This is a genomic window from Tropicimonas marinistellae (assembly GCF_001509585.1).
Taxonomy (GTDB): domain Bacteria; phylum Pseudomonadota; class Alphaproteobacteria; order Rhodobacterales; family Rhodobacteraceae; genus Tropicimonas; species Tropicimonas marinistellae.
The window spans coordinates 63569-87597 of record NZ_LNCI01000004.1 but is presented as its reverse complement, the minus strand read 5'-3'; the positions used below and the strand labels follow the sequence as shown (position 1 = coordinate 87597).

Annotated in this window: 25 protein-coding genes; 12 read left to right on the top strand and 13 right to left on the bottom strand. The window is 65.0% G+C overall.

Going from position 1 to position 24029, the window contains the following annotated elements; genetic code table 11:
- Nucleotides 1-104 precede the first annotated feature (104 nt).
- Both ARC39_RS09295 and ARC39_RS09290 read right to left on the bottom strand, forming a co-directional pair.
- Nucleotides 105-923 (bottom strand): TIM barrel protein, encoded by an 819-nt coding sequence (locus ARC39_RS09295; RefSeq protein ID WP_068113486.1) that lies wholly within the window; start codon nt 921-923, stop codon nt 105-107.
- Between the two features lie 138 nt (nt 924-1061).
- Nucleotides 1062-2093, bottom strand: coding sequence for a LacI family DNA-binding transcriptional regulator (locus ARC39_RS09290; RefSeq protein WP_201455737.1), 1032 nt, complete (start codon nt 2091-2093; stop codon nt 1062-1064).
- 156 nt (nt 2094-2249) lie between these two features.
- On the opposite strand from ARC39_RS09290, the gene ARC39_RS09285 reads away from it, so the two are divergent.
- A complete protein-coding gene (locus ARC39_RS09285; protein WP_068113482.1) occupies nt 2250-3311 on the top strand; it encodes a fatty acid desaturase family protein in 1062 nt (353 codons plus the stop codon).
- 34 nt (nt 3312-3345) lie between these two features.
- Nucleotides 3346-3657, top strand: coding sequence for a MocE family 2Fe-2S type ferredoxin (locus tag ARC39_RS09280; protein WP_068113480.1), 312 nt, complete (start codon nt 3346-3348; stop codon nt 3655-3657).
- A gap of 98 nt (nt 3658-3755) precedes the next feature.
- On the opposite strand, the gene ARC39_RS09275 is transcribed toward ARC39_RS09280, so the two are convergent.
- The 6 genes from ARC39_RS09275 to ARC39_RS09250 are packed head-to-tail and all read right to left on the bottom strand — an operon-like array spanning nt 3756 to nt 8701.
- A complete protein-coding gene (locus ARC39_RS09275) occupies nt 3756-4235 on the bottom strand; it encodes a hydrogenase maturation protease (protein WP_149866376.1) in 480 nt (159 codons plus the stop codon).
- Nucleotides 4228-5520 (bottom strand): Ni/Fe hydrogenase subunit alpha, encoded by a 1293-nt coding sequence (locus tag ARC39_RS09270; RefSeq protein ID WP_068113476.1) that lies wholly within the window; start codon nt 5518-5520, stop codon nt 4228-4230. The genes ARC39_RS09275 and ARC39_RS09270 overlap by 8 nt, the downstream gene beginning before the upstream one ends.
- The gene (locus tag ARC39_RS09265) at nt 5513-6283 is read right to left on the bottom strand and encodes an NADH-quinone oxidoreductase subunit B family protein (RefSeq protein ID WP_068113474.1); all 771 of its coding nucleotides are present in this window, start codon (nt 6281-6283) and stop codon (nt 5513-5515) included. The genes ARC39_RS09270 and ARC39_RS09265 overlap by 8 nt, the downstream gene beginning before the upstream one ends.
- Nucleotide 6284: 1 nt before the next feature.
- Nucleotides 6285-7121 carry an FAD/NAD(P)-binding protein gene (locus ARC39_RS09260; RefSeq protein WP_236545199.1) on the bottom strand — a complete coding sequence of 279 codons (837 nt, stop codon included), beginning with the start codon at nt 7119-7121 and terminating at the stop codon, nt 6285-6287.
- Nucleotides 7108-7575: a cyclic nucleotide-binding domain-containing protein gene (locus ARC39_RS09255; RefSeq protein WP_068113470.1), complete on the bottom strand. Its 468-nt coding sequence runs from the start codon at nt 7573-7575 to the stop codon at nt 7108-7110. Before ARC39_RS09255 ends, ARC39_RS09260 begins: the two co-directional genes overlap by 14 nt.
- A 1-nt stretch (nt 7576) precedes the next feature.
- On the bottom strand, nt 7577-8701 hold the full coding sequence (locus ARC39_RS09250) for a 4Fe-4S dicluster domain-containing protein (RefSeq protein WP_068113466.1): 1125 nt from the start codon (nt 8699-8701) through the stop codon (nt 7577-7579).
- A 1118-nt stretch (nt 8702-9819) separates the two neighbouring features.
- Here ARC39_RS09250 and ARC39_RS09245 point away from each other — a divergent pair.
- Genes ARC39_RS09245 through ggpS form a run of 3 tightly spaced genes read left to right on the top strand, consistent with a single transcriptional unit; the run spans nt 9820 to nt 13498 of the window.
- Nucleotides 9820-10962, top strand: coding sequence for an NAD(P)H-dependent glycerol-3-phosphate dehydrogenase (locus ARC39_RS09245; RefSeq protein ID WP_078059174.1), 1143 nt, complete (start codon nt 9820-9822; stop codon nt 10960-10962).
- 50 nt (nt 10963-11012) lie between these two features.
- A complete protein-coding gene (locus ARC39_RS09240; RefSeq protein ID WP_078059205.1) occupies nt 11013-11816 on the top strand; it encodes an HAD family hydrolase in 804 nt (267 codons plus the stop codon).
- A gap of 53 nt (nt 11817-11869) precedes the next feature.
- Nucleotides 11870-13498: a glucosylglycerol-phosphate synthase gene (gene ggpS, locus ARC39_RS09235; protein ID WP_078059173.1), complete on the top strand. Its 1629-nt coding sequence runs from the start codon at nt 11870-11872 to the stop codon at nt 13496-13498.
- Between the two features lie 437 nt (nt 13499-13935).
- Here ggpS and ARC39_RS09230 read toward each other — a convergent pair whose 3' ends face one another.
- Nucleotides 13936-14832: a LysR family transcriptional regulator gene (locus ARC39_RS09230; RefSeq protein ID WP_068113465.1), complete on the bottom strand. Its 897-nt coding sequence runs from the start codon at nt 14830-14832 to the stop codon at nt 13936-13938.
- A 142-nt stretch (nt 14833-14974) separates the two neighbouring features.
- Between ARC39_RS09230 and ARC39_RS09225 the strand changes: the two genes are divergently transcribed.
- Genes ARC39_RS09225 through ARC39_RS09200 form a run of 6 tightly spaced genes read left to right on the top strand, consistent with a single transcriptional unit; the run spans nt 14975 to nt 18397 of the window.
- Entirely contained in the window at nt 14975-15880 is a 906-nt protein-coding gene (locus ARC39_RS09225) for an alpha/beta hydrolase (protein ID WP_068113459.1), read from the top strand.
- An 8-nt stretch (nt 15881-15888) separates the two neighbouring features.
- Nucleotides 15889-16335: a nuclear transport factor 2 family protein gene (locus ARC39_RS09220; protein ID WP_078059172.1), complete on the top strand. Its 447-nt coding sequence runs from the start codon at nt 15889-15891 to the stop codon at nt 16333-16335.
- A 10-nt stretch (nt 16336-16345) separates the two neighbouring features.
- Complete coding sequence (locus ARC39_RS09215; protein WP_068113457.1) at nt 16346-17002, top strand: SDR family NAD(P)-dependent oxidoreductase; 657 nt, start codon at nt 16346-16348, stop codon at nt 17000-17002.
- 4 nt (nt 17003-17006) lie between these two features.
- Complete coding sequence (locus tag ARC39_RS09210; RefSeq protein WP_068113454.1) at nt 17007-17393, top strand: hypothetical protein; 387 nt, start codon at nt 17007-17009, stop codon at nt 17391-17393.
- Nucleotides 17390-17992 (top strand): NAD(P)H-dependent oxidoreductase, encoded by a 603-nt coding sequence (locus ARC39_RS09205; RefSeq protein ID WP_068113451.1) that lies wholly within the window; start codon nt 17390-17392, stop codon nt 17990-17992. Before ARC39_RS09210 ends, ARC39_RS09205 begins: the two co-directional genes overlap by 4 nt.
- Before the next feature lie 60 nt (nt 17993-18052).
- A complete protein-coding gene (locus ARC39_RS09200; RefSeq protein WP_068113446.1) occupies nt 18053-18397 on the top strand; it encodes a type 2 periplasmic-binding domain-containing protein in 345 nt (114 codons plus the stop codon).
- Between the two features lie 191 nt (nt 18398-18588).
- Here the strand turns inward: ARC39_RS09200 and ARC39_RS09195 are convergent, their stop codons facing one another.
- From ARC39_RS09195 to ARC39_RS09185, 3 genes are all read right to left on the bottom strand, one after another.
- The gene (locus ARC39_RS09195; protein WP_068113443.1) at nt 18589-19407 is read right to left on the bottom strand and encodes a hypothetical protein; all 819 of its coding nucleotides are present in this window, start codon (nt 19405-19407) and stop codon (nt 18589-18591) included.
- An 18-nt stretch (nt 19408-19425) separates the two neighbouring features.
- Complete coding sequence (locus ARC39_RS09190) at nt 19426-21009, bottom strand: sulfatase-like hydrolase/transferase (RefSeq protein WP_068113440.1); 1584 nt, start codon at nt 21007-21009, stop codon at nt 19426-19428.
- 78 nt (nt 21010-21087) lie between these two features.
- Entirely contained in the window at nt 21088-22782 is a 1695-nt protein-coding gene (locus ARC39_RS09185) for a sulfatase-like hydrolase/transferase (protein WP_068113437.1), read from the bottom strand.
- 116 nt (nt 22783-22898) lie between these two features.
- On the opposite strand from ARC39_RS09185, the gene ARC39_RS09180 reads away from it, so the two are divergent.
- Nucleotides 22899-23474 carry a TetR/AcrR family transcriptional regulator gene (locus ARC39_RS09180; RefSeq protein ID WP_068113433.1) on the top strand — a complete coding sequence of 192 codons (576 nt, stop codon included), beginning with the start codon at nt 22899-22901 and terminating at the stop codon, nt 23472-23474.
- 58 nt (nt 23475-23532) lie between these two features.
- Here the strand turns inward: ARC39_RS09180 and ARC39_RS09175 are convergent, their stop codons facing one another.
- A complete protein-coding gene (locus tag ARC39_RS09175; protein WP_068113430.1) occupies nt 23533-23964 on the bottom strand; it encodes a hypothetical protein in 432 nt (143 codons plus the stop codon).
- Between the last annotated feature and the right edge of the window lie 65 nt (nt 23965-24029).

The window sequence follows — 24029 nt, the reverse complement described above, 5'->3', positions numbered from 1 at the left end:
GGTCCTCCCTGGGTCACGGTGTCCGGCGCACCATCCTTGTCTTGCCGGAAGGCCGTAAGGCCGTTTGTGCGGGCCGGTTGTGCCCCGGCTTCCGCATGAACTCTTCAGACCGGCACCTCCTGAAGCTGGGTCCGGATGAAGTCGAGCGATGCGCCGATCGCCTCTGCCGGATTTGGCAGGGCGTGTATGTCGGGCGAGAAGCATTCGTAGGAGACCGGCCCCGCATAGCCCGCGTCGCGCAGAGCCTTGAGCTGGGCGATATTTCCCAACCGGTCCTGCGCATCGACGAGAACGCGATGCTCGTCCTCCATCTGGCCGGTCCCGAGGGTCGGGTCGACGACGCCGGAGATGTGAACGATGCCGGTCCGGTCGGGGTAGAACTCGCCGCCTCCGGCCAGCGTATGGTGGAAGGTATCATGCACCAGCCTGAACTGTTCGGCCGCTTCCAATGCGTCGATCGCTTCGACCAGTTCCGTCTTGCTGCGCAGCGACGACCGGGCAAACCCGAGCGGCTCCACGAGCGCGACCAGACCCGCCTCCGCGAGCATCGGCTTGATCTGGCGCAGCGCGAGCCTGAGATTTCCCTGGCGTTCGCCATTTCCGGTTCCACGCCCGTCATTGCGGGGAATAAGGCTGATCGTCTCGGCACCGCACGCAAGCGCCGTTTCGATCAGGGCGCCTACCTCGGCGCGGATCTCGTCGGACCAGGAATTGAAGGGATAGACCTGGCTGAGCCCCACGATCCGCAGCCCCACATCCCGCGCCTTCGCGCCGGCCTCGGCCGCGGGGCGGCCGTCGAAGAGGGGGCGGGCAAGGTCATTGCGTACTTCGACCCCGACGCAGCCAAGCCCGGATGCGAGCTCAAGCAGGTCGTCATATCCGAGCCGCGGAACCGTCATGTGGTTCAGCGCAAATGTCAGCATTGGTGTCCTCCCAGACCGGACGCTGGACGCATCCGGTCCGGACAGCCTGCGGTGACGTAGCGTCGCGGGTCAATCTGTCCGGTGATGATTCCATCATTCGTGACAGAGTCCTGTGTCTTGGTGAGAGAATTCTCTCAGTCAGAGCGACTCAGGCAAATAGAGATCCGGTCGCAGGAAATGCTGGCCCGGAAGCGTTCCGCTTCCATCCTTCAGGGCCTGTGCCGAGAGGTCGATCAGATCCGCGCAGAGCCGAGGCAACGGCGTCGCGATCACGAGGGCAATGTAGCGGTCAACGAGGGCCTGGCGGCTTTCGGGTGTCACTTCATTGACCACCAGCGCGACTTCCCCGGGGGCGCGTTTCTCACGCAGCGCGGCGATGCAACCTTCCATGCCGCCGCCTGCGCAGTAGATCCCCGTGAGTGTCGGATGCCGTTCGAGCAGGTCGAGCGTAGCTTCATAGGTCAGCTGCCGGGTTTCGAGATTCACCAGCGTGTCGAGCACCTGGAAGCCCGGCGCGTACTCGCGTGCGTAGCTGCGAAAGCCGGTCTCCCGCAGGTCGTGACCATGCCAGCGGTAGCCGCCGACAAAGACGGCAAGCTTCCCGGGGCGCCGTGCTGCCGTGGTGGTCATATGGGCCGCAATACGACCTATTTTCATGTTGTTAAGGCCAACATAGCTGCGCCGAACGCCCTGCGCGAAATCGTTGAGCAACGCGAAGCAGGGAACGCCTTGTGCCTGAATCCGCTCAACGCAATCGGTGACTTCGAGGTCTGTGACGGAGGTGGCCGCGACCGCATCGACACGGTCGGCCATCGCTTCCATGCGGTCGACGAAATCGGTGGGTGCCTGCGACGGTGCGAAATCGACCAGCGCCCTGACCCGACGCCCGCTTGCGACCTCGGCCTGATGGATCGCCTCGTCCCGGAATGCCTGGTAGAATGCCTGGCTCTCCTTGTGCAGGACGTAGCCAATCGTCAGTTCCGGCTGCCCTGCCATCAACCGATGGCCAATCAGACCGGCGGCATGAAATCCGATCTCGCGCGCCGCCTCCAGGACACGCCGCGCGGTCTCCTCCCGGACCTTGGCCCGCCCGTTGAGAACCCGGTCGACCGTCGCGACGCTGACGCCGGCCGCTTCGGCAAGGTCCGTGATGGTTGCCCGCTTGGCCAAGACGATCCCTTTCTGCGATTTTTCCATCGTGAATGATAGGTAATGATGATGTTTTTGATAGATTTTGCAAGCCGCGGTCTTTGGCGATGCCCGGCCGTGCAATAGGACATATGGATCCGGCTGAGGGTGCCGGGGCTTCTTTTTGGGGAGGACACTATGGCGCGAGACTATTCGATGTTGGGCCCCGACGCCCGGCGTGCGGTCGAGACGGGCCTCGCAGCGGCGGAGTGGTATCACACCGACGTGCCGCGCAAGGAGATGAAGGCACTGATGCAGCGTGCCGACCAGCCCGCGATCCGGGACACGATCCTCCTGTTCGGGGCAATGATCCTGTTGGCCGGCATAGGCATCGCACTCTGGCCATCGTGGTGGTCCGCACCTTTCTGGCTCGCCTACGGCGTGCTCTATGGCTCGGCGATGGACAGCCGCTGGCATGAATGCTCGCACGGCACCGCGTTCAAGACGCGCTGGATGAACGACGCCCTCTACCAGGTCGCGAGCTTCTGCATGGTGCGCAACCCGGTGACCTGGCGCTGGAGCCATGCGCGCCACCACACCGATACGATCATCGTCGGGCGCGATCCCGAGATCGTCGCGATGCGTCCGCCGGCGCTCCGGCGGATTCTCCTCAACTTCTTAGGTATCGTGGACAGCTGGAACGGCTGGGGCCGGATGCTGCTGAACGCGAGTGGCAAGGTCCATCCGGAAGAGGCCAGCTACATCCCGGAACAGGAGCGGCCGAAGGTCATCCGCGTCGCGCGGATCTGGGTTGCGATCTACGCCGCGACCATCGCTCTTGCGCTTGCCACGGGGTCGATCCTGCCGCTCATGGTCATTGGCCTGCCACGGCTCTATGGCGCCTGGCACCACGTGCTGACCGGGGTCCTTCAGCATGCCGGGTTGGCCGACAATGTACTGGACCATCGCCTCAACAGCCGGACCGTCTACATGAACCCGGTGTCCCGCTTCATCTACTGGAACATGAACTACCACGTGGAGCACCACATGTTCCCGATGGTGCCGTATCACCGGTTGCCGGACCTGCACGCCCGGATCAAACACGACCTGCCGGCGCCCAATGCCTCCATGTGGCAGGCCTACAGCGAGGTCTGGCCGGCACTGAAGCGGCAGCTGCGCTACGAGGATTACTTCCTGAAGCGGGAATTGCCGGGTTCGGCACGGCCGTATCGGGACGATTTCCACGCCGTCGCCGTCTAGGCCGGTTCAGCATTCAGAACGAGGAGACCCTGCCATGGCCGATTGGATCGACGCCTGCGCGACAGACGACATCGAGGAAGAGGATCTCATCCGCTTCGATCACGGTGATCGGACATTTGCCATATACCGTTCGCCCAGCGACGAATACTTCTGCACCGACGGGCTTTGCACGCATGAACAGGTGCATCTCGAAGATGGGCTCGTGCAGGACTACGAGATCGAATGCCCGAAGCACAACGCGACTTTCGACTACCGGACCGGCGAAGCGCTACGTGCGCCGGCCTGCGAAAACCTGCGAACCTATCCTGTGAAAGTGCAGGGCGACCGCGTTCTGGTGGAGCTGTAGCGCCCCGGCGCGGTCAATTGGTCAGCGCCAGCGGCGGAAGTGCGCTTTCCGCCGATACCGAACGCCCTTGGCGTTCACGGCAGGGGCGGGCATTCGGGTCAGGGCCTGGGCGGCGGCTCCGCGCCGGTCAGGACGCCGGGAATCGTTGCGACAGAGCTGTCTGCCGCCTCCGCCACGGGCGGGCTCAGCGGTGCGCCGGGACGGAAGACGGCACCCTCGATGGCCCAGATGTCGCAATGGGGCGGCAGCATGCCGAGCGACTGGCCGAGACGCACAGCCTCCGCGACGCCCATGCCGTGGCTCGAAACCGTGTTGAGAAAGGGCGGCAAGGCGCCGGACGTCGCGTTGAGGCGGTGGATCGTGCCCGGAGGCGCGCCGGAGCGGCAGGCATCAACGATCAGCACCCGGTCGCGCCCCTCCATCAGGGTTACAAGGTCCGCCGCCATGCCGTGCGTTTCGGCGACGTCGAAGCCCGCATGTCCGCGTAGCCGCTGTGCGATTTCGCGGCCCACGGTATCGTCTCCGGCCATGTCCATCCCGACACCGATCAGCAGCGGACGGCGCATTCCGTCAGCCACGGTCGATCTGCAGCTTCAGGAAATGCGTCGCACAGGAGATGCAGGGGTCGTAGTTGCGGATCGTCTGCTCGCAGAGGTAGCGGATCTCCTGTTCCGGCCGGTCGAGGATGTCGTCGATGAAGCTCGCGAGATCCTCTTCGATCGACGGCTGGTTCTGCGAGGTTGGCGGCACGATCTGTGCCGTCAGGATCGCTCCGTCGCTGGCAATCGAATACTGGTGGAAGAGCAGCCCGCGCGGCGCCTCCGAGGCGCCCATGCCGGTCCCGGCCTGAGGCGTGAATGGCACGGCGGGAGCGTCGGGTTCCGTGTACGCGTCGATCAGTTCGAGCGCGAGGTCGATGGCGTGAAGCGTCTCCACCCCGCGGACGATGACGGAGCGGTAGGGATTTCGGCAGGTCCGCCCGAGACCCGCGCGCAGGGCGGCCGCCTTTGCGCGAGGGGCGAGGTGGTCGTAGGCGAGGGTGTAGCGGGCGAGCGGGCCGCAGAGATAACTCGCGCCGTCGACCATGAAGCACTGCAGGGCGTTGGAATGCGCCACATGTTCCTCGCGGAAATGGTCATTGTATTCCGCCACCGGGATGTCGAGACCGCGGTTGGAGACGATCCGGCCATCGTACATCGGGTAATCCTCGGGATGGCGGAGCGAGACGAATGTGTAGTCGCGTTCCTTGTCCGGAAAGTTGAAGGTGGCGGTCCAGTCGATGAAGGCCTCGCAGAGCTCGCCCGCGCGCAGGAGTTGCTCGCGGAGGGGCGCGAAATCGCGCTTGCGGGGCACCTTGTAGAAGCCGCCCACGCGCACGTTGATCGGGTGGATCTCGCGGCCGCCGAGGAAGGCGACGAGCGCGTTGCCGGCTTTCTTCAACTCGAGCGCGAGCCTTACCTTGTCGGCGTGCCCGTCGTTCGCCATATCGACGGCGCCATCGTAGCCGAGGAAATCGGGGGCATGCAGCATGGCCGCGTGCAGGATGTGGCTCTCGATCCATTCGCCGCAGTAGAGCAAGCGCCGGAGGTCCCGGATCGGGGCAGGGATGGTGACGCCGAGGGCCATCTCCATCGCCTGCACTGAGCTCATCTGGTAGGCGACCGGACAGATGCCGCAGATCCGGGCGGTAATGTCGGGGACCTCGCTCAGGTCGCGGCCGCGCAAGAACGCCTCGAAGAAACGGGGCGGTTCGAAGATACGGAACTCGGTGCCGGTGACCCGGCCGTCGCGCACCACCACCTTGAACGCGCCCTCGCCCTCGACGCGCGCGAGCATGTCGACCTTGATCGTCCTTTCAGCCATGGCGCTGCGCCTCCTGGCGGAAGGCCGGCGCGTTGGCATTGTAGGTGGAGAAGAGCCGCCGGATATCGCGCCCCGTGGCCCCGTCTTCGGCGAGCCGCGCGGCGAGCGCGGCGGTGTTGGCATTCTCCTTCGGGCCGAAGCAGCCGTAGCAACCGCGAGCGTAGCCGGGGCAGAGCGCGCCGCAGCCGGCATGGGTGACCGGGCCGAGGCAGGGGGTGCCCTGGGCGACCATGACGCAGACATGCCCGGCACGCTTGCACTCCATGCAGGTGGCGTGCGGCGGCGTTCGGGGCCAGCGGCCGGCGAGCGTCGCGGCGATTAGTTCGATCAACTGGTGCTTGGCAATCGGGCAGCCGCGCAGTTCGTAATCGACCGGGACGTGGTCCTTTATCGGCGTCGCCGAGTCCAGCGTCGCGATGTAGTCGGGGTGCGCATAGACGGCGGAGATGAACTCGGCCACGTCGGCGCCGTTTTTCAGCGCCTGGATGCCGCCGGACGTGGCGCAGGCGCCGATGGTGATGAGCCGGGTGGACCGCTCGCGGATCGAGTGGATGATCTTCGCCTCGTGCAGCGTTGTTACCGACCCCTCGACAAGCGCGATGTCGTAGTGGCCCGTGTCATCGGCCCGCGTCGCTTCGGGAAAATACGCGATGTCGATGGCCCCGACGATTGCAAGGAGTTCGTCCTCGCAATCGAGAAGCGAGAGCTGGCAGCCGTCGCAGGACGAGAACTTGAACACACCGAGGCGGGGTTTCGCGCCCATCTCACAATTCCTCCTGCTGCATCAGTGGTCGCAGCCGCGCCCAGTCGAAGACCGGGCCGTCGCGGCAGATGAAGACCGGGCCAAGCTGGCAATGGCCGCAGAGGCCGATCGCGCAATGCATGTTGCGTTCCATCGAAAGCCAGATCTCGCCCGGCGCGACACCGGCGTCGGTCAGCGCGCGGGCTGCGAAGCGCATCATGATCTCCGGACCGCAGACGTAGGCGGTCGTGTTGGCGGGGTCGTAGCCGACGGTTCTCAGAAGCGAGGTGACGACGCCGACATGCCCGTGCCAGCCGACCGAGGCATGGTCGACCGTGACCGCGACCTCGATATCGAACCGCGCCCGCCACGTGGAAAGCTCATCGGCGAAGAGCATTTCTTCGGGCCGTCGCGCGCCGTAGAGCACGATGACCTTTTCGTAGTCGTCGCGATTTTCGAGCACGTCGTAGAGAACCGGTCGAACCGGGGCGAGGCCCAGCCCGCCGGCGACGACCATCACGTCTCGTCCCTGCGCCCGCTCCACCGGCCACGGCGCGCCGTAGGGGCCACGCAGGCCGAGGACGGCGCCTTCCTGCAATTCGACCAGCGCGCGGGAGACCGGACCCACGGCGCGGATCGTGTGGACGAGGCGCTCGCGTTTTGATGCCGGGCCAGAGAGCGAGATCGGGATCTCGCCGACGCCGAACGGACCCAGCATGTTGAACTGGCCGGGTGCGAAGCCGGACCATCCGTCTGCTTCCATTTCGAAGGTCACGACGTCGGGGATCTCGTCGATCTTGCGCGTGATCCGCGCGAGCGTTGGGACCATTGGGTCGAGCTGTGGGTCAGGAGCGAGCACCGTAGACATCCAGAAGTTGTAGCCGAGTATCGTGCAGGCGATCCACGACGGTCGGCATGAAGCGCTTCATCACCTCGTAACCGAGCGCCGGGTCGGCGTTGCACTTGCCACGCAGGCAGGTCGCGTCGAGAGAGATCGCCCGTACGTCGTCCTGCGCGCGGGCGTCGTAGCTCCAGCGGTAGGGCGGGACCAGGAAGGAGAGGCCCACCACGCCGTCCGGACCGATTGTCTGGAACGTCATCCGCCCCTGGCCGGGTGCGCCGAGTTCCTGTGCCACATGGCCATCGCGGATGAGGTATATCTCGTTCGCTTCCTCGCCTTCGCGGTAGAGGTACTCGCCGCCGTGAAACCGGACGTTCTTGGCGCAGCCGGTGACCAGTTCGAGAAACTCCGTGCCGAGACCGGCAAACATCGAATGCCCACCGACGATTTCCTTCAGGTCATCGACGATCATCCTATCCTCCCCCCCGCGCGCCGCGCATCGCCGCGGCCTCTTCGGTTATGTCGATCCCGACCGGGCACCAGGCGATGCAGCGGCCGCAACCGACGCAACCGGAAGTGCCGAACTGGTCGTGCCAGGTGGCGAGCTTGTGTGTCATCCACTGCCGGTACCGCGACCGCACGCTGTCGCGCACCGCTCCGCCGCCGTGCAGATAGGTGAAGTCTGTCGTGAAGCAGGAGGCCCATTGCTGGACCCGGGCCGCGCCGCCGCCGTCGAGATCGTTAACCTCCTCCACGTCGGTGCAGAAGCAGGTCGGGCAGACCATGGTGCAATTCGCGCAGTTGAGGCAGCGCTGCGCCACGTCGTCCCAGCGGGGATGATCGGGGTTCGACGTCAACAGATCCGGCAGGCCCTCGGTCTCCAGCGTCCTCGTCATCTGGCCGGCGGCTGTTTCGATGGCGGCTGCGGCGGCGTCGAGCTCCGACGGTTCGGCGGGGCGGGTTGGAAGCTCGGCAAGCCGCGCGGCGCCATCGTCGCTGCCGGCGGTGGCGACGAACCGGCCATTGGCGATTTCCGTCAACGCGATATCGAAACCCGCGCGGGCCTCCGGCCCGGTGTCCATCGAAACGCAGAAACAGGTTTCGACCGCCCGGCCGCAATTCACGGCGACGATGAACAATCCCGCGCGGCGGGCGGCGTAGTGCCTGTCCTGGTAGGGGCCTTCGAGGAAGACTCGGTCCTGCACGGCGATGGCCGCAAGCTCGCACGCGCGCACGCCGATCAGCGCGCGGCGCTGCGTGTCGACGGATGCGGCCTCGATCGCGACCTCGCCGTCCCGGATTTCGCTTCTCCACAGGGGTTGCCGAGGTGGGTGGAGGACCCGCTTCCACGACGACGGACCGACGGTGTAGGCGAAATAGGCATCGCCTTCCTGTTTAAGCCGGTAGTGGCCACCGCGCTGCTCGTCGATCCATCCGCGCGGCAGGTCGTCTGTCGAGGCGATGGGTTCGTGAACGATGGCACCATCTCGACGAACGGGACCAAGTACCTCGTAGCCCCGTTTGGCGAGTATCGCGATAAGCGTGTCGATCCCGTTGGCATCGATCACCACCCGTGCCGGGTCGCCGGATCCGGACATGTCGCCTCCCTCCCAGATTCAGACGTCCGCCGCACGCGTTTCGTGGCGGCTTTCGTCTGCAAAGCGACTTCGTCGTCGTCCCCATGGTGACAGCCTGTCCTTCCAAGTCAAGCACGCGCGCCGCGACCAATTCTCGGGAAACGGCCCTGACCGTCACCGCCAAAACGCGTGCCGCGGGCTGGCCCAAACACCTGCGGCAAGTCCCGCCGCGGCCGATGGCTGATTTGCGCGTTGATGACACCTGGGGCCGTTTGTGGAGACGTCATCCCAACCCCGGGGAAGAGAAAAATCCGAGCGCGTCCATGGGCCTGTTTGCTTAAACGTGAACCGTCGAAACGTAGGGATTTGGCACCGGAACTGGCAATTTCTGCGGTTGCAGTGTATGAAGGCCGCCATGCAGCCGGGTTTCCTGTGAGGAATCCGCGGGATTGGCGAGGGAGAATTGCCGGTTTCCGCAGATCGAAACCCACGGCGAGAGAGCCAGGCACGTGGTGTCAGAACCCGCCTGGGCGTTCGCCGCTCAATAATGGCCTGTGCGACTGGCGCGGCCACCGTTCGGTTTGAAACGGTGGTGTGCCGATCACACGTTCGGACGAGCCAGGATGTAGCTCGTCCTGTCAACCGCCCCGCGCCACACGGCGGGGACGTGGTTGGGCCTGGCCCCATGTCAATGCCAGCATCGCCTGGCGGGGAGGCGCCACCTTAGGGTGGCGACCATGGCCAATCCGGCGCCGGCATCGCCAGCGCGTGGGATTGGCTCGGGGCTCATTTCCCATATCTGCCTCGCACGACGCGTTGTCGGCGGGGGGAATGCCCGAACCGGGGCCACGTTTCCGCGCACGGCGGGCTTCCGCCGCCGGTGCCGGAACCGTTCGCATCGTTGCGCCGGTCGGGTTCTCGTCACCAATGGCACGCAGATGCGTGCGGAAAAGGAGCTGATGCCTTCGCGTTCAAGACTGCCCGTTGCGGGGTCAACGTCGTTTCCCGGTCCGGTCATTGCCGACCCAGTGCCACCCGACTGCCGCGCGTGCCCCGACCCGGGCACCGTCGTGCGGGCACGACGTAGTGCCCCCCAGGATCTGACCGGACACCCCTCCCAACCGAGAGACTAGTATCCCATGACCCAATTCATCCCGTTGCCCGAGCGGCTTCCGCTGCGGGCCAAACCCTATGAGAAGCTTGCCGTGCTTGGCGCCGGCAGCTGGGGCACCGCCCTCGCTGCGCTGGCCAAGCGGGCTGGCACGCATGTTTCCCTTTGGGGGCGCGACGTTGAGGCCATGTCCGCCGTGGCCACCCGCCAGCGCAATGCCACGTACCTGCCCGACGTTCCCCTTCCGGCCGGGATAGATGCGACGACCAGCATGCAACAGGCGCTCGACGGGGCGGAGGCGGTGCTGCTGGTCACGCCGTCGCGGTCGATCCGCGAGGTCTGTGCCGAGGCTGCACGTCACCTCGACGCGGAAACCCCGGTCGCGCTCTGCGCCAAGGGCGTGGAGGCAGAGACCGGTCTGATGATGACCCAGGTTGCCGAGGCGGAGTTGGGCGTCCGCCCCTGCGGCGTCCTCTCCGGACCGACATTCGCGCGGGAAGCGGCGCTCGGGCATCCGACGGCAGCGACCGTCGCCTTCCCCTTCACCCATCAGGACCGGCTGGCGCCTGCCGCGTCGCCGGCTGCGCGCCTCGCGGTCTCGGTCTCCACCGAGAGTTTCCGTGCCTATCTTTCCGACGATCCGATTGGCGTGGAGATTGGCGGCGCGGTGAAGAACGTGATCGCCATCGCCTGCGGGATGATGACGGGCGCGGGGTTCGCCGAGAACACCCGCGCGGCGCTGATCACCCGCGGGGTGGACGAAATGAAGGCGCTGGCCGAGGCGCTTGGCGGGCGGCGCGAGACCGTCACCGGGCTTGCCGGTATCGGTGATCTGTCGCTCACCTGCTCCTCGCCGACCTCGCGCAACATGGCGCTCGGCATGCAGCTTGGGGCGGGGAAACCTCGGACCGCGTGTTTCGACGGCCGCGCGGTTGTCGTCGAGGGCGAGCTGAATGCGCTCTCGGTGACCCAGCTCGCGCATCGCATGCGTGTCCGGATGCCGATTTGCGAGACCGTACGCGCGATCCTGCACGAAGGAGACGACCTCGGTCTCGCCTTTGCGCGGCTTTGGTCCTCGCCCATCGAGGGCGAGCCACGGACACTCGCCATCGCGCTCGATCACCCCGCCCACGCCGATGCCGTCACCGGACTCGCGCGCCGTATTGCGTGACGCCTGACCCGTCACGCTCAAACCACATTCCAAAGGACACCATGAACCGAATGACCGAACAAACGACCTTCTCGATAAAGACGACCACCCGCGTTTTGCCGAGGCTGCATCCGGCGCCTCTCGCCAGCCGCCGCTTCGTCCTTGCGACCGACCTCGACGGGACCTTCCTGGGCGGCACGTTCGGCGACCGCCAGTCGCTCTATCGCTGGATCGAGTCCAGCAGGGAAACCATCGGGCTCGTCTTCGTCACGGGGCGCGATCCCGCGTTCATCCGGGACCTCTGTTTCTCGGCGAAAGTGCCTTGGCCGGACTTCGTGATTGGCGACGTGGGAACCACGATCGCGGAGATCACACCGGCGGGCGAGATCGCTCCGATCCGTGCCCTGGAGGCGCAGATCACCCGCGCCTGGAACGACAGTGGCGCAATGGTGCGGGAAATGCTGGCCGATGAGCCGGGCCTAAGATTGCAGCCCACAGGGTTCCGGCACCGGGTTAGCTACGACATGGATCCCCAAGCGATCCGGCCGAGCGCGCGTGCGAAGGTCGAGGGCCTTGGCTTGGAGGTGCTTGTCTCTGATGACCGCTACTTCGACGTTCTGCCGCCCGGTGTCTCGAAGGGGCCGTCGCTGCGGCGCTTGATCGACCATCTCGGGCTGGCGGATGAACGCGTGCTTGCCGCCGGGGACACGCTCAACGACCTCTCGATGCTGACGCTTGGGCTGCCCGCGGTCGCGGTGGGCGGGTCCGAGGTCGCGCTGCTCGACAGGGTGGCGCAGCTGCCGCATGTGCATGCCGCGGCTGGCGTCGGGGCCGCCGGGATCCAGGAGGCCATCGCGGCCTTCGACCTGCATTGACAGGTCAAGTGGCCTGCACCGTTCTGAAATCACTACCAATTGCAAGGAAAACCATGTCTCCCAAGACACTCGAAATCCCCGAGGCGACGTCCAGGAAATCCGATCTGGTGATCGTGTACCACCGGCAACCCTACGAAGAGGTCGAGGCCGACGACGGCACCATCCGGCTGCGCGAGAACTCCAGCCCCAACGGGATCGTTCCGACGTTGCGGTCGTTCTTCGGCGAGGTTGAGCACGGCGCCTGGATCGCCTGGAAACAGGCGGAGGATGCGGCAAACCCCGGCTTCGACCGGCGGATCGAGATCGACGACGATTTCGGCTGCTACACGGTCTCGCGCCTGCCGTTGACGCCCGAGCAGGTGCGGGGCTTCTACCACGTTACGTCAAAGGAGGCGTTCTGGCCGATCCTGCACAGCTTCCGCGAACGCTACAACTACGACCCTGTCGACTGGCCAAACTTCCAGGAGGTGAACCGGGCTTTCGCGGAGGCAGCGGCCAGCGAGGCTGCGGAGGGTGCCGTTGTCTGGGTCCATGACTACAATCTCTGGCTTGTCCCGGGCTATCTCCGCAAGCTGCGCCCGGATGTGAAGATCTCCTTCTTCCACCATACGCCGTTCCCATCGGCGGACCTGTTCAACGTGCTTCCCTGGCGGCGCGAGATCGTCGAGAGCCTGCTCGCCTGCGATATCGTGGGTTTCCATATTCCACGCTATGCCTCGAATTTCGTTCAGGTCGCACACAGCCTGTTCGATGTGAGCAGAACGGGCCGGGTGACCGTGGATGAGGCGCTGATCAACGAGGGCACCGCACTGACGGAGCGCTCGATGGTGACCGGGCTGATCCATGACGGCCACGAGGTCACGATTGCCGCCACGCCCGTTGGCGTTGACGTCGCCTATATCGATACCTGCGCCCACAGTATTGAGACGCGCAACCAGATGGCCGCGATCCGGGATGAACTCGGCGAGGCGCAACTCGTGCTCTCCGTCGGCCGAACCGACTACACAAAGGGTGGGGTCCAGCAGCTCGAAAGCTATGAGCGACTGCTCGAATCCCGCCCCGACCTGCGCGGTAAGGTGCGCCTGATGCATGTGTCCGTGAGCGCCAATCGCAACATGGAGGCCTATGCCGAGATTCAGAGCGAGATCGAACAGGTCGCTGGCCGCATCAATGGCCGCTTTGGACGGTTCGATTGGCAACCGGTCGTGTTGATCTCGCGCGCGGTGCCTTTCGATGAACTCATCGCGTATTACCGCGCCGCCGACGTGGCTTGGATCACGCCCATCGCCGACGGTATGAACCTCGTGTGCAAGGAATTCGTTGCGTCCCGGGTGGAAGGCGATGGGGTTCTCGTGTTGTCGGAGTTCGCCGGTGCCGCGGTGGAACTCGATGCCGCGATTCCCACCAATCCGTTCTCTCACCGCAACATGGACATGGCGATTGCCCAGGCGCTGGAAATGAACATCGAGGAACGCACAACGCGGATGTCCCGCCTCCGTGCGAAGATCGACGCTTGCGATATCCGCTTCTGGGGAGACGCTCAGCGCAGGCTTTTCGAAGGCGCTGCGAACGGTGACAACGGCACGCCGAAATGCACATTGGCGCACCGGAGAAAAGGCGACATTGGCGCTGGCGCCAGGGACGGCGCCCGCCCCGAATTGGCGGTGGTTGACGGGCGCTAGGCACCAAGCGGCGGGACAGGTGCCACGCGGGCACAGCAGCCGACGTCCACGGCCTGCACCGGCTGGCCGACGAAACGCGCGCAGACCGCCGGAAGGACCAAAGCGACCGGTTCCGGGGCGTGACCGCGAGGCGCTCCGGCGATGGGTGGATGGCGGCGTGTTTTACATCCACGAACCAGCTTCTTGCGATGCCGGCCGCACATCCGCCAGCCCCTCCCGCAGCGCTGGCCCAGCGTTGGCGGGCGTGCGTTTGCTTTCGGGGTGCAATCGGGAACGTCGGCATTGAACCCTGAACGGCGCCGAGCGGTTGCTGCCCGTGCGCCTTCACCATTTGCTGCATTCGCGCGTCGGACAGATCCGCAGGGGCGGAGCGGGCATTGGTCCGGATAGGTCGATGCCCCATTGCGGTGGAAACGGAGAGCCGCAGGGGGTGGACGCTATCCGCGCGCCGTGGCCTTGAGGTGCTCGATGAAGAGCCGGAGAGGCATCATGGAGCGATATTCGCGGGGGAAGTAGATGTAGAGGCCGGGGGTGGTGGGCTGATGATCGGTCAGGACTTCAACCAATGACCCGGTGGCGATCTCGCTCGCGGCGTAGTCTCGGAAGATCTGGATCAGCCCTCCTCCCTGGACGGCGGTGTCAACGGCGATCGGCAGGGTGTTGACGATCAGGTGGCCTGAGACATCGACCTGGAACTCGCCTTCGTGACCGACGAAGTTCCAGGCCGCGAAACGGCCGGAACTGGCGAAGCGATAGCGGATGCACTCGTGGTCAAGCAGGTCTTCGGGACGCTTTGGGGTGCCTTTGCGGACAAGATAGTCGGGAGCCGCGAATGTGGCGATCGGCAGTGGGTCGGTCAGGCGGACGGCAACCATGTCCTGCGCCACGAGGTTGCCGAGGCGGAAGCCGGCGTGGAGGCCTTCGTCGAGGATGTCGGAGAGCGCATCGGTGAGGGAGAGCTCCACCTCGATCTCCGGGTAGGCATCCCGAAAGGATGGAAGCGTCCTTCCGATGAGTTGATGATAGGCAAACTCCGGCATGGCGAGTTTCAGCGAGCCGCGGGCGGCATGGCCGGTGGTGCGAGCGCTTTCCACGGCGTCGGTGAGTTGCTCGAAGGCCGGACTGGCGCCGCGCAGAAGCGCCCGCCCGGCCTCGGTCAGGCTGACAGAGCGGGTGGTCCGGATGAAGAGCGCCGTGCCGAGTTGATCTTCCAGCGATTTCAGCTGGTGGCTAACGGTCGAAGGCTTGATGCCAAGCGCATCGGCCGCCGCTCGCATGCTGCCCTGCGTTGCGATGGCGTTGAAGATTTCGAGTGTGGCGAGTGGCAGGCGCATGGGCGGTTCGGTCTGATGATTACTTTGATTATTCGATACCATGCATGAGAGAGTTTGAAACGGGGGCAATTATCGCACGGGGCAAGGGGGCATAGGTTCTTCGCAACAGTGACGAAACGTTGGACGAGAAAGGAACCGAGACATGAAGCGCATCAACCTGCAAAACACCCCTGCACCCGAACGCGTCACTTCCCGCGCTGTCAAATTCGACAGCAGTGGCAACACCCTGAAAGGTACGCTCTACACGCCAGCCGATGCCGCCGGCCCGCTACCGGCCGTCATCGTCACCGGCGCCTGGACCACTGTGAAGGAGCAGATGGCCGGCACCTATGCTCGCGAACTGGCGGCCCGAGGCCAGGCGGCGCTGGCCTTCGACTTCACCGGATGGGGCGAGAGCGAGGGCACGCCGCGCTTCGTCGAGGATCCCGCGGTCAAGACGGCCGACATTGAGGCCGCCGCGGTTTTCCTCGCGTCGTTGGACGAGGTGGACGGGACCCACATCTCCGGGCTCGGTGTCTGCGCTTCCTCCGGTTACATGGCCGCCGCCGTGGCAGACAGCGACGCCCTGCAGAAAGTCGCTCTGGTCGCGCCCTGGCTGCACGACGCCGCGATGGCCGAGAGCATCTATGGTGGGCCGAAGACGGTCGCGAGCCTGATCGCCGCGAGCGAGGCCGAGGGCGCCGCCGATAGCGTGATGCTTGGGGCAAGCGCCACGGATGAGACCTCCGTGATGTACCAGGCGCCCTACTACACCGAGGCAGACCGGGGGCTGATCCCCGCCTACGACAACACGTTTTCGGTGGCGAGCTGGAAGCCCTGGCTGACCTATGACGCGCAGGCCTCTGCCGACCGGCTCACCAAGCCGCTCTTGATGGTCGGCTCGCCCTCCATCGCGCTGCCTGCCGGGGCCGACGCCTACGAGGCCCGTACCCGGGCGCCCCTAGAGAAGCTGTGGCTGGGCGAGGACGTCACGCAGTTCGATTTCTATGACCGCAACGATGTCGTCACCGCCGCTGCTGATGCCGTGTCCGATTTCCTGAACGCCTGAGGCTCGCAATGATCCAAGCACTCACCAATGTCGTCCTGCGCTACTTCGCAGCCGTGGACAGCCGCGACTGGTCCGTCGCGGAGGCGCTGATGACCGATCCGTTTCACCTCGACTACTCGAGTATCGGCGCCGGGCCGGGCGCGGACCTGAAACCGTCCGACATTCTCGCCCGCTGGAGGGGCCTCCTGCCGGGGTTCGATGCCACCCATCACCAACTTGGACCGCTCGATATCGAGGCCGTGGGCGATAGGGCCGACGTCCGTACCTACATCACGGCCAGCCATTTCATCGATGGGGCCGAGGGTGGCCCGCTCTGGCGTGTTCAGGGCAGCTACGAGATCGGGCTGGTGCGGGATGCGTCCGGATGGAAGCTCACCGCGCTGACCCTCTTGTTCAAGTTCCAGAGCGGCAACACGGATCTGCCGGCCTTGGCCCAGAGCCGCACGGCAGCGTGAGGGGGTAGCCATGAAACGCGCACTCGTCACCGGGGCCAATCGTGGAATTGGCTTCGCCATTGCCAAGGGGCTTGCCGACCGGGGGCATGACGTCCTGCTGGGCAGCCGGAACCCCGCTGCCGGGAAGGATGCCGCGCACCGGATCGGTGCGACCGCCCTGGACCTGGATGTCGCCGACCCCGCCAGCATCGCCAGGGCCGTCGAGGTGGCTGGTGAGGTCGATATCCTCGTCAATAATGCCGGCATCCTCGGCTCCGGGTCCGTGCTGCAGGACAAGCAGGACTTCTCCGACTCGATGGCCGTCATGGTCCACGGACCCTACCTGCTGATGCACCACCTGACGCCGCATATGGTCGCGCAGGGCTTCGGCCGCATCGTCAATGTCTCCTCGGGGTGGGGCGCATTTTCCGAGGGTGTGGGCGGGCCGGGTGCCTATGGCGTGGCCAAGGCGGCGCTCAATGCGCTCACCGTTTCCGCCGCGCGCTCCCTGCCGAGCTCCGTGAAGGTCAACGCCATGTGCCCCGGCTGGGTTCGGACCGCGATGGGCGGCGCGGGCGCGACCCGTTCGCCCGAGCAAGGCGCGGACACCGCGCTCTGGCTGGCGACGCTTCCCGACGACGGGCCAACGGGAGGATTCTTCCGTGACCGCGAACCCATCGACTGGTGAGACAATGACATCGGCCACCGACATGCACGAGTTTATCGACGGCTGGTTCCGCAACCTCGACCAGCTGGTCCCGGCGGCGGTCTTCCTCGCCAACCTCGATCCCGAGGTGGAGTGGAACATGGAGGATGCCGTCCGCAGCCTTTCCGGCCACGACCGGTTCCGAGCCCGGTATGCCGGCACCGTCGCGCCGCGCTGTATTCACGACATCTCCGAAGGGGAGGTGGCCGATGGCACGGCCCGCTTCACCGCGCGCTTTCGCGGCGAGCTGAAGGTCGGTGGCAAGATCGACGCCCGCGTCCGCGAGACATGGGCCTGCGAGATGCGGCCCGACGGCAGCCCGAACATCACTCACAACAAGGCAGAACCCATTCAAGAGGACGAAACCGTATGAAAACCCTTGTCCTGACGGCTCATCCCGACCTCGACAATTCCCGCATCAACCGGCTGTGGTTCGACGCGCTGTCGGAGACCGGCGAGATCACCACCCGCGACCTGACCGCAACCGGCGGCGAGACCATGCGCTTTGACGTGGAGGCCGAACAGGCGCTGCTGCTGGCCCACGACCGCATCGTCTTCCAGTTCCCGTTCTACTGGTATTCCGCCCCGCCCGTGCTGAAGGCGTGGATGGACCAGGTGCTGAGCTTCGGCTTTGCCTATGGTCCCGGCGGCGACCGTCTCGCGGGCCGCGAATTCCTGATTCTCGTCTCGACCGGCGGACCGGCGGACAGCTACCACGCCGGCGGCTACAACAGTTTTTCGATGGACGAGTTGCTCAAGCCTTACCAGCAGATGGCAATCCTCACCGGCATGACCTATCTTCGGCCGTTCGTGCAGCATGGGCTGGCCGTCGCAGAAGACGCCGGATTGGCAGAGTCCGTCCGTTCGATGCTCGCCCATGTGACCGACCCGGAGCTCGATCCGAAGGTCAAGCATTCCCGTATTCTCAGGGAGATCGAAGAACAGGAGAAACAGGTCGCAAGCGTCGCTTGACGCGCGTCCGGGCGCGTCCGGCCCTCGTTCAGGTATGGCAGAGTTTCGCGGGCAGTACCGTTGCCTCAGATCATCGCGGCGACGGATCTGATGGCGACGGCGCCGGTGAGCGTCGCGGAGTTCACGCGACAGGCAGGGTGCGACGTTCACCCGGTGCCGCTTGAGCTGTCCGATTGGGGCAGCGAGATGGTCTGGACCCAAAAGAGCCATGCCTCCGCGCTTGAACGTTTCCTTGTAAAGGCAAATTCGCATGCGGCGAGTCTCACCAAGGTTAAGGGAAGTGAGAGGCGTTTTCATCGGGGCCTCGGAATAGGGGAGGGCAGGGGGCCGCTTCCAAGGGGTGCCACGTGGCTGGATGCGCGGCCGGTTTCGGCGGCGCGCTGCCCGTCTGTCGTGTTGTCGTAGAAGCCGCACAGGCTCACACCTTCGGGCCACTGCCTTCTTGCGTCACCGCACGTTCTCCGGCGGCGGGAATCGGACGTGACGGCGGCAAAGCCGCGCTGTCCCTGACTTCGGGCAGGTGGAGCGTGCCACGCAGGCTAGAGCCGTCACAGATGTCGCCCGCGCGGTGAACGCCCGGGCGATACGTGGTCGCTCTATTGCCAGCGGAACGTCACCCCGAGATAGGGGCCGTGCTGCGTGACGTCGTAGGCGAAGTCGCCACCATCGGTCTCATAGTCGAGACTGTAGTAGCGGTAGCCGAACTTGATCGAGGTGTTCTGCCATCGCTCGGGACGCCAGTCGAAGCCGGCTGTCGCGATGACCTGCAGATCGTCGCCGCCCACGCCGAAACCGCCGAAATCGGCGACAATGGCCGCGGCCCAGTTGTCGTTGAGTTCCCAGACGCCACGCGCGCCGATCACCGGTTCCCACCAGGTTTCCGTGCCGCCCAGTTTGGTTGAGGGGCCGGGCGTGTCGATATCGACTTCTTGCTTCAGAGAGTTGTAGCGAAGCCCGCCCTGCAGATCCAAGGCGAAGCGGCGCCCGGCATCGCCATAGGTGGTGTTCACGGCGCGATAGGCGCCGAGGAAGGTCAGCCAGTATTGTTCGATATCGACCTCGACATCGAGCGACCCGCCGCCCGGCCCCGGGAGCCCGGCGGAGTCTTCCCCCCCAAGGCTGACGTAATTGCCGTCGAAGAGCAGGCCCCAATCGCCGCGCCAAGCTTCGAACCGCCCCGACAGCGCCAGGTTGAGCGCGTCAAGCGCGTCTTCAAGGCCAAGGTCGAGATCCACGGAACTGCCGTCGACAGTCGAGGTGCCATGCGTTCCGGCCGGGATGAAGGCATAGGGCGTGAAGACGAAGCGCCACTGGCTGTCGTCATGGCCGGTCAGCGCGAAGGGCTCGGCGCTGGCTGTGCCTGCCCACGCGATCAGGGCGATCGCGCAGGCTGCAGATGCAAATCGAGTGGTCATGTGCGATCCGTTCCTGGCCTAGTGACCCTGTGCCTTCAGGCGCGCTTCTTCAGGCGTCATCGGCGCACGGTGCGGGAATTGCTGGGAGCGGCCATAGTGCTGGCCGAGGAGCTGTTGCATCGGCTGGACCACCCAAAGGCCGGGATAGAGCGCACCGTATTTCTCGCCCGGGTCGCGCATGACATTGAAGAAATCCATGCCCGGCAGGCCGCCATGCCCTTCGGTGATGTGGATCTTGAAATCGCCATAGCGGAAGGCGCCCAGCACATCGCCGCTGTAATGTGCCATGAAGTTGCGCCGGCCGTGGCCCTCGCCGTTCAGGAGCAACGCCGTCTGGTCCACGCCATCGGTGATCCGGTCGTTCGGGATCTTGTCCAACGCGCCGCCAAGGCGGGCGGCGGTGGTGAAGAGGTCGGTCACATGGAGTAGGTCCGCCGGGTCCTGCATCGGCTCGATCATGCCGGGCCACCAGGCCATGGCCGGCACCCGCACGCCGCCTTCGAGCACGTCGCCCTTGGCGCCCTGCAGAAGCGTGTATCCGGCGGTGGGCCAGAAGGCGTACATCGGGCCGTTGTCGCTGATCCAGACGACCAGCGTGTTCTCGGCGATTCCCGCCTCCTTCAGCGTGTCGAGGAGTTGGCCGACATGCTTGTTGTGCAGTGCCATGAAAGAGGCCTGCCGGTTGTTCTTGTCCACGCCCGGCGCGTCGAGGAATTCCTGGCTCGCGGCGATCTGTAACGCGTAGGAAGCCCAGTAGATGAAGAACGGGTTCTCGTCCTCGGCGTGATCCTTCACGTATTGTGTGATCTGGGCGATGGACTCGTTTTCAAAGGCTTCTTGCCGTTCTGGCGACAACTCACCGGCAACACCCTCTATCGGTGTGCGCCCTTCGCCTTTGCGACCGACATAGCCGGCGACGGAAAGGTCAATCCCGGTGTTCGCCTCGTATGTTTCGTAGCCGGGGAAATCGGCGAAGGGGAAGGTTCCGCTGGGATCTTCGAACGACGCCTGCCAGTAGTCAGGCGCGCCGTTGAAGAGACCGTAGTAGGCGTAGTCATAGCCCTGGTTTTCCGGGGCGTGCTCGGGCAGGTCACCCAAGTGCCATTTGCCCCACATCGCGGTGTTGTAGCCAACCTCTGACAGGATTTCCGCCGTCGTCACCTCTTCCGGCGACAGGCCGTCGACCTGGCCCGGCCAGAGCACGGTCAGCAAACCGGTGCGCACCGGGTGGCGGCCGGTGTTGATGGCGATGCGTGTGGGTGTGCAAGAGGGCTCGGCATAGGAGGACCAGAAGCGCATACCCTCGAAGGCCATCGCGTCGAGCACGTCCGACGGCGTGCCGCGATGCTTGCCGCCGCCCTGCCAGCCCAGCTCGCCCCAACCGATATCGTCGGTCAGGATGTAGATGATGTTCGGCTTCTTGCCGAAGCGTGCCTCCAGCTCCGCGAGCCTTGCGTCAATCTCGGCATCTTCGGCCGCCCAGGCCTCGGCATTGCGCTGCGCGTGGTCGAGCTGTGGTCCGTCCGGTTCGATGGCAAAGGCGGCGGTCGATAGCGAGGCCGCAGCCGCCGCGGCCAAAATTGGTCCAAATGGATATTTCATGTATTCCTCCCCATTTCATTTGATTGTCTTGAAGGCCGCGTTCGGCGGGGCCGGTTCGCCGCCCCGCCGGTGCGCGCCTCAGTTTCCGGCGGATTCAATGCCAAGGATCACGTCGCGCGCGTCGCCATAGGTCTGCTGCCAGAGCTCCAGCATTTCGACGGTTTCCGGGCGGATATTCTCGACATCCTCATAGGGCATGCCGGTCGCTGGCTTGCGGTCCGGATACTTGTCCTTCAGCCGCAGATGCTGGGTGAGCATCCGGGAGAAGGGGGTGCCGGTCCAGACGCCCTCGCGCTTGAGCGGGTGCTCCTCGCGCGGGTCCCAGTAGAGGTTGTAGACCTTGGCGAGCGAGGGGTTCACACCGGGACCGGGCCAGCGGATCTTCATGTTCTGCTTGACCGTGGCGGCGAGCTTGTTGACCTCGTAGAGGTGGATGTAGTCGCGACGGCCGTGGGTATCGCCATTCACCAGCAGGGCGGTCTGATCGACGCCATCCACCACGCGGTCGGTCGGGATGCCCTCCATGTTTCCGGCGATGCGGGCAAAGGTGGTGTATAGGTCGCCGACAAAGACCATGTCGCCTGCAATCGACCCGCCCTCGATCACGCCCGGCCATCGCAGGAAGGCGCCGACGCGGTGGCCGCCTTCGAGCGCGGAGCCCTTGGTGCCGCGGAAGAGCCATTCCGAGTAACCGGAATCCGGGATCTCCTGCTTCATCGGGCCATTGTCTCCCATCACCATGACGATGGTGTTGTCGGCAATGCCAAGCGCATCGATCTCGTCGAGAAGTTCGCCGATATAAGAGTCGACGATGGTCATGCCATTGGCCCAGCGGCCGCAATTGGCGTTGAGGCAGCGGTTCTCCGGCAGGGCGGCCAGGATCGCGACCGGGATCTGCGGCCAGTAGTTCAAGAAGAAGGGTTTCTCCTCGGCGGCCAGCGACCGCAGCGAGTCCAATGCCTGTTCCTGGAAGCGCTCGTTCACTTCCATGTACATGTTCATGTCGGGGCGCTCGCCGGGCTCGATGCCCCATTCGGTGAGCATGCCGCCTTTCTCCCCCTCGACCTGGGTCACCCAGTCATAGAGCCGGAAGCTCTTGTCGAGCGCGTAGTCGGGGTCGATCCCTTCGGGCGTAAACGAGGTCGTCCGGCTCTGGATCTCAGCATCGCGGGTCAGGAAGCTGTAGGAGACCTGGTTGTGCATCGGGAAGGAGGCCCAGTCGAAGCCCTGGCTGATCGGGTAGGATTCCTTGATATCGCCCATATGCCACTTGCCGACATGGTGGGTTGTGTAACCCGCATCCGACAGCAGCTCGGCAATCGTGACCTCGTCCCCGGCTAGGCCCACGCCCTCCGGCGGGGTCACTTTGGTGAGCTCCATGCCGGTGCGCACCGCGTAGCGGCCGGTCATGAAGGAGACCCGCGTCGGCGTGCAGATATTCTCGGCGTAGAAGCGGGTGAACGCCATTGCCTCTTCGGCGAAGGCGTCGAGATTGGGCGTCCGGCCACCACGGATCTTGTTGAGCTCCGGCATGCCGAACTCGCCGAAGCCCATATCGTCGATCAGCACGTAAACGATGTTGGGCGGCTTACCGCCGTTGGCGTCGCGCAGCTCGGCCAGCCTGATGTCGATCTCCGCATCCTCCGCCGACCAGGCCTCGCTATGTTGCGACAGAAGTACGTAATGCTCGGTGTCGTGCTGAATGGTCTGCGCCGCGGCCAGACTGGCCGAGCAGGCCAGGAATACCGCGGCAATGGCGACGTGATCCTTCATGATTTTCCTCCCCTCCGCTTCGATCCTCCCGGGATCGAAAGTATACGCATGCGTCCATCGTTATGTACGGTAGCGTATAGTTGCTCTCACATTGCGAGTTCTCTATCAAAGCAGCCATGACGCAGATCAAACCCGTGCCCGCGCGCTCCCGGTCGAGGGTCAGCAAGCAAGGCTGGCTGGACGCTGCGTTGAAGCTTCTCAGGATCGGCGGGATCGAGGCCGTGCGTGTCGAGCGGCTCTCGGCCGAGCTTGGGGTTGCCAAGAGCGGCTTCTACTACCATTTCCGCGACAGGGCCGATCTGCATAACGCGCTGCTGGATCACTGGCGCGCGCTCGACGAACTCCCGGCTCTGCAAGAGACTGATATCGCTGGAAAGTCTCCAGTCGAGCGTCTCGCCCTGATCGCCGAGATCGTCGACCGCGAGGATCTGAGCCGCTACGACGCCGCCATTCGCCAATGGGCCCGCCAGGACCCGCGCGTCCGGCGCATCTGGCGTGCGGAAATGAACTACCGGATCGATCTTATCCGCGGGTTGTTCGCCCAGCTTGGCCACGCAGGCGACGACCTCGAAAACCGGACGCGCCTGTTCGTGGCCTATACGGTCAGTGAGCGCGATATCTTCTCGGAACTCTCCAACGGTGACCGCGCGCGCCTGCGCGAATTGCGCTTGCAACTTCTGCTGTCCAAGTGACCCATTCGGTGCATGGCGCGAGAGTGCAATTCGGTACATGATCATCGCCTCGCTGACCTCAGCCTTCATCCGCAACAAGATCAGCCGCTCGAAGGCGCGCATCCAGGGCCTCGGCAACGGCAAGTTCCGCCTCCGCCACCGCGGCAAGCGCGTGGTCGAGGGCCAGTGCGGCATTGCGCTCCGATCGTTTGGCACGCAGGACGGCGCGCTCTGCGTCCACAGCGTCCTTCCGTTCGCCAATCAGCGTCCGAACCGTCTGGGCGCGGAGCTGCATCGACCGATTTGATTGTGCCCAGGCCGTCGTGACTTTGTCTTTGGGCGAGTGCGCCAGCACATGCAGGTCTGATTCCTGTCCCTCCGCGACAGACTTCATCTCGTCGAGTTTATCGGCGCGCTTGGCCTGGCTCTCGGAGCAGAACGCCTCGGTGCGGGCCTCGATGTCGCCAACACGGACAGACAGATCGGCAAGTTTGTCGGACAGCGCCGCCATTTGGTGCCTTTCTCAAGCAATGTTCCTCGCAGCCGTAACGGGCAAAGCCGCCCCGGCACCTCGGG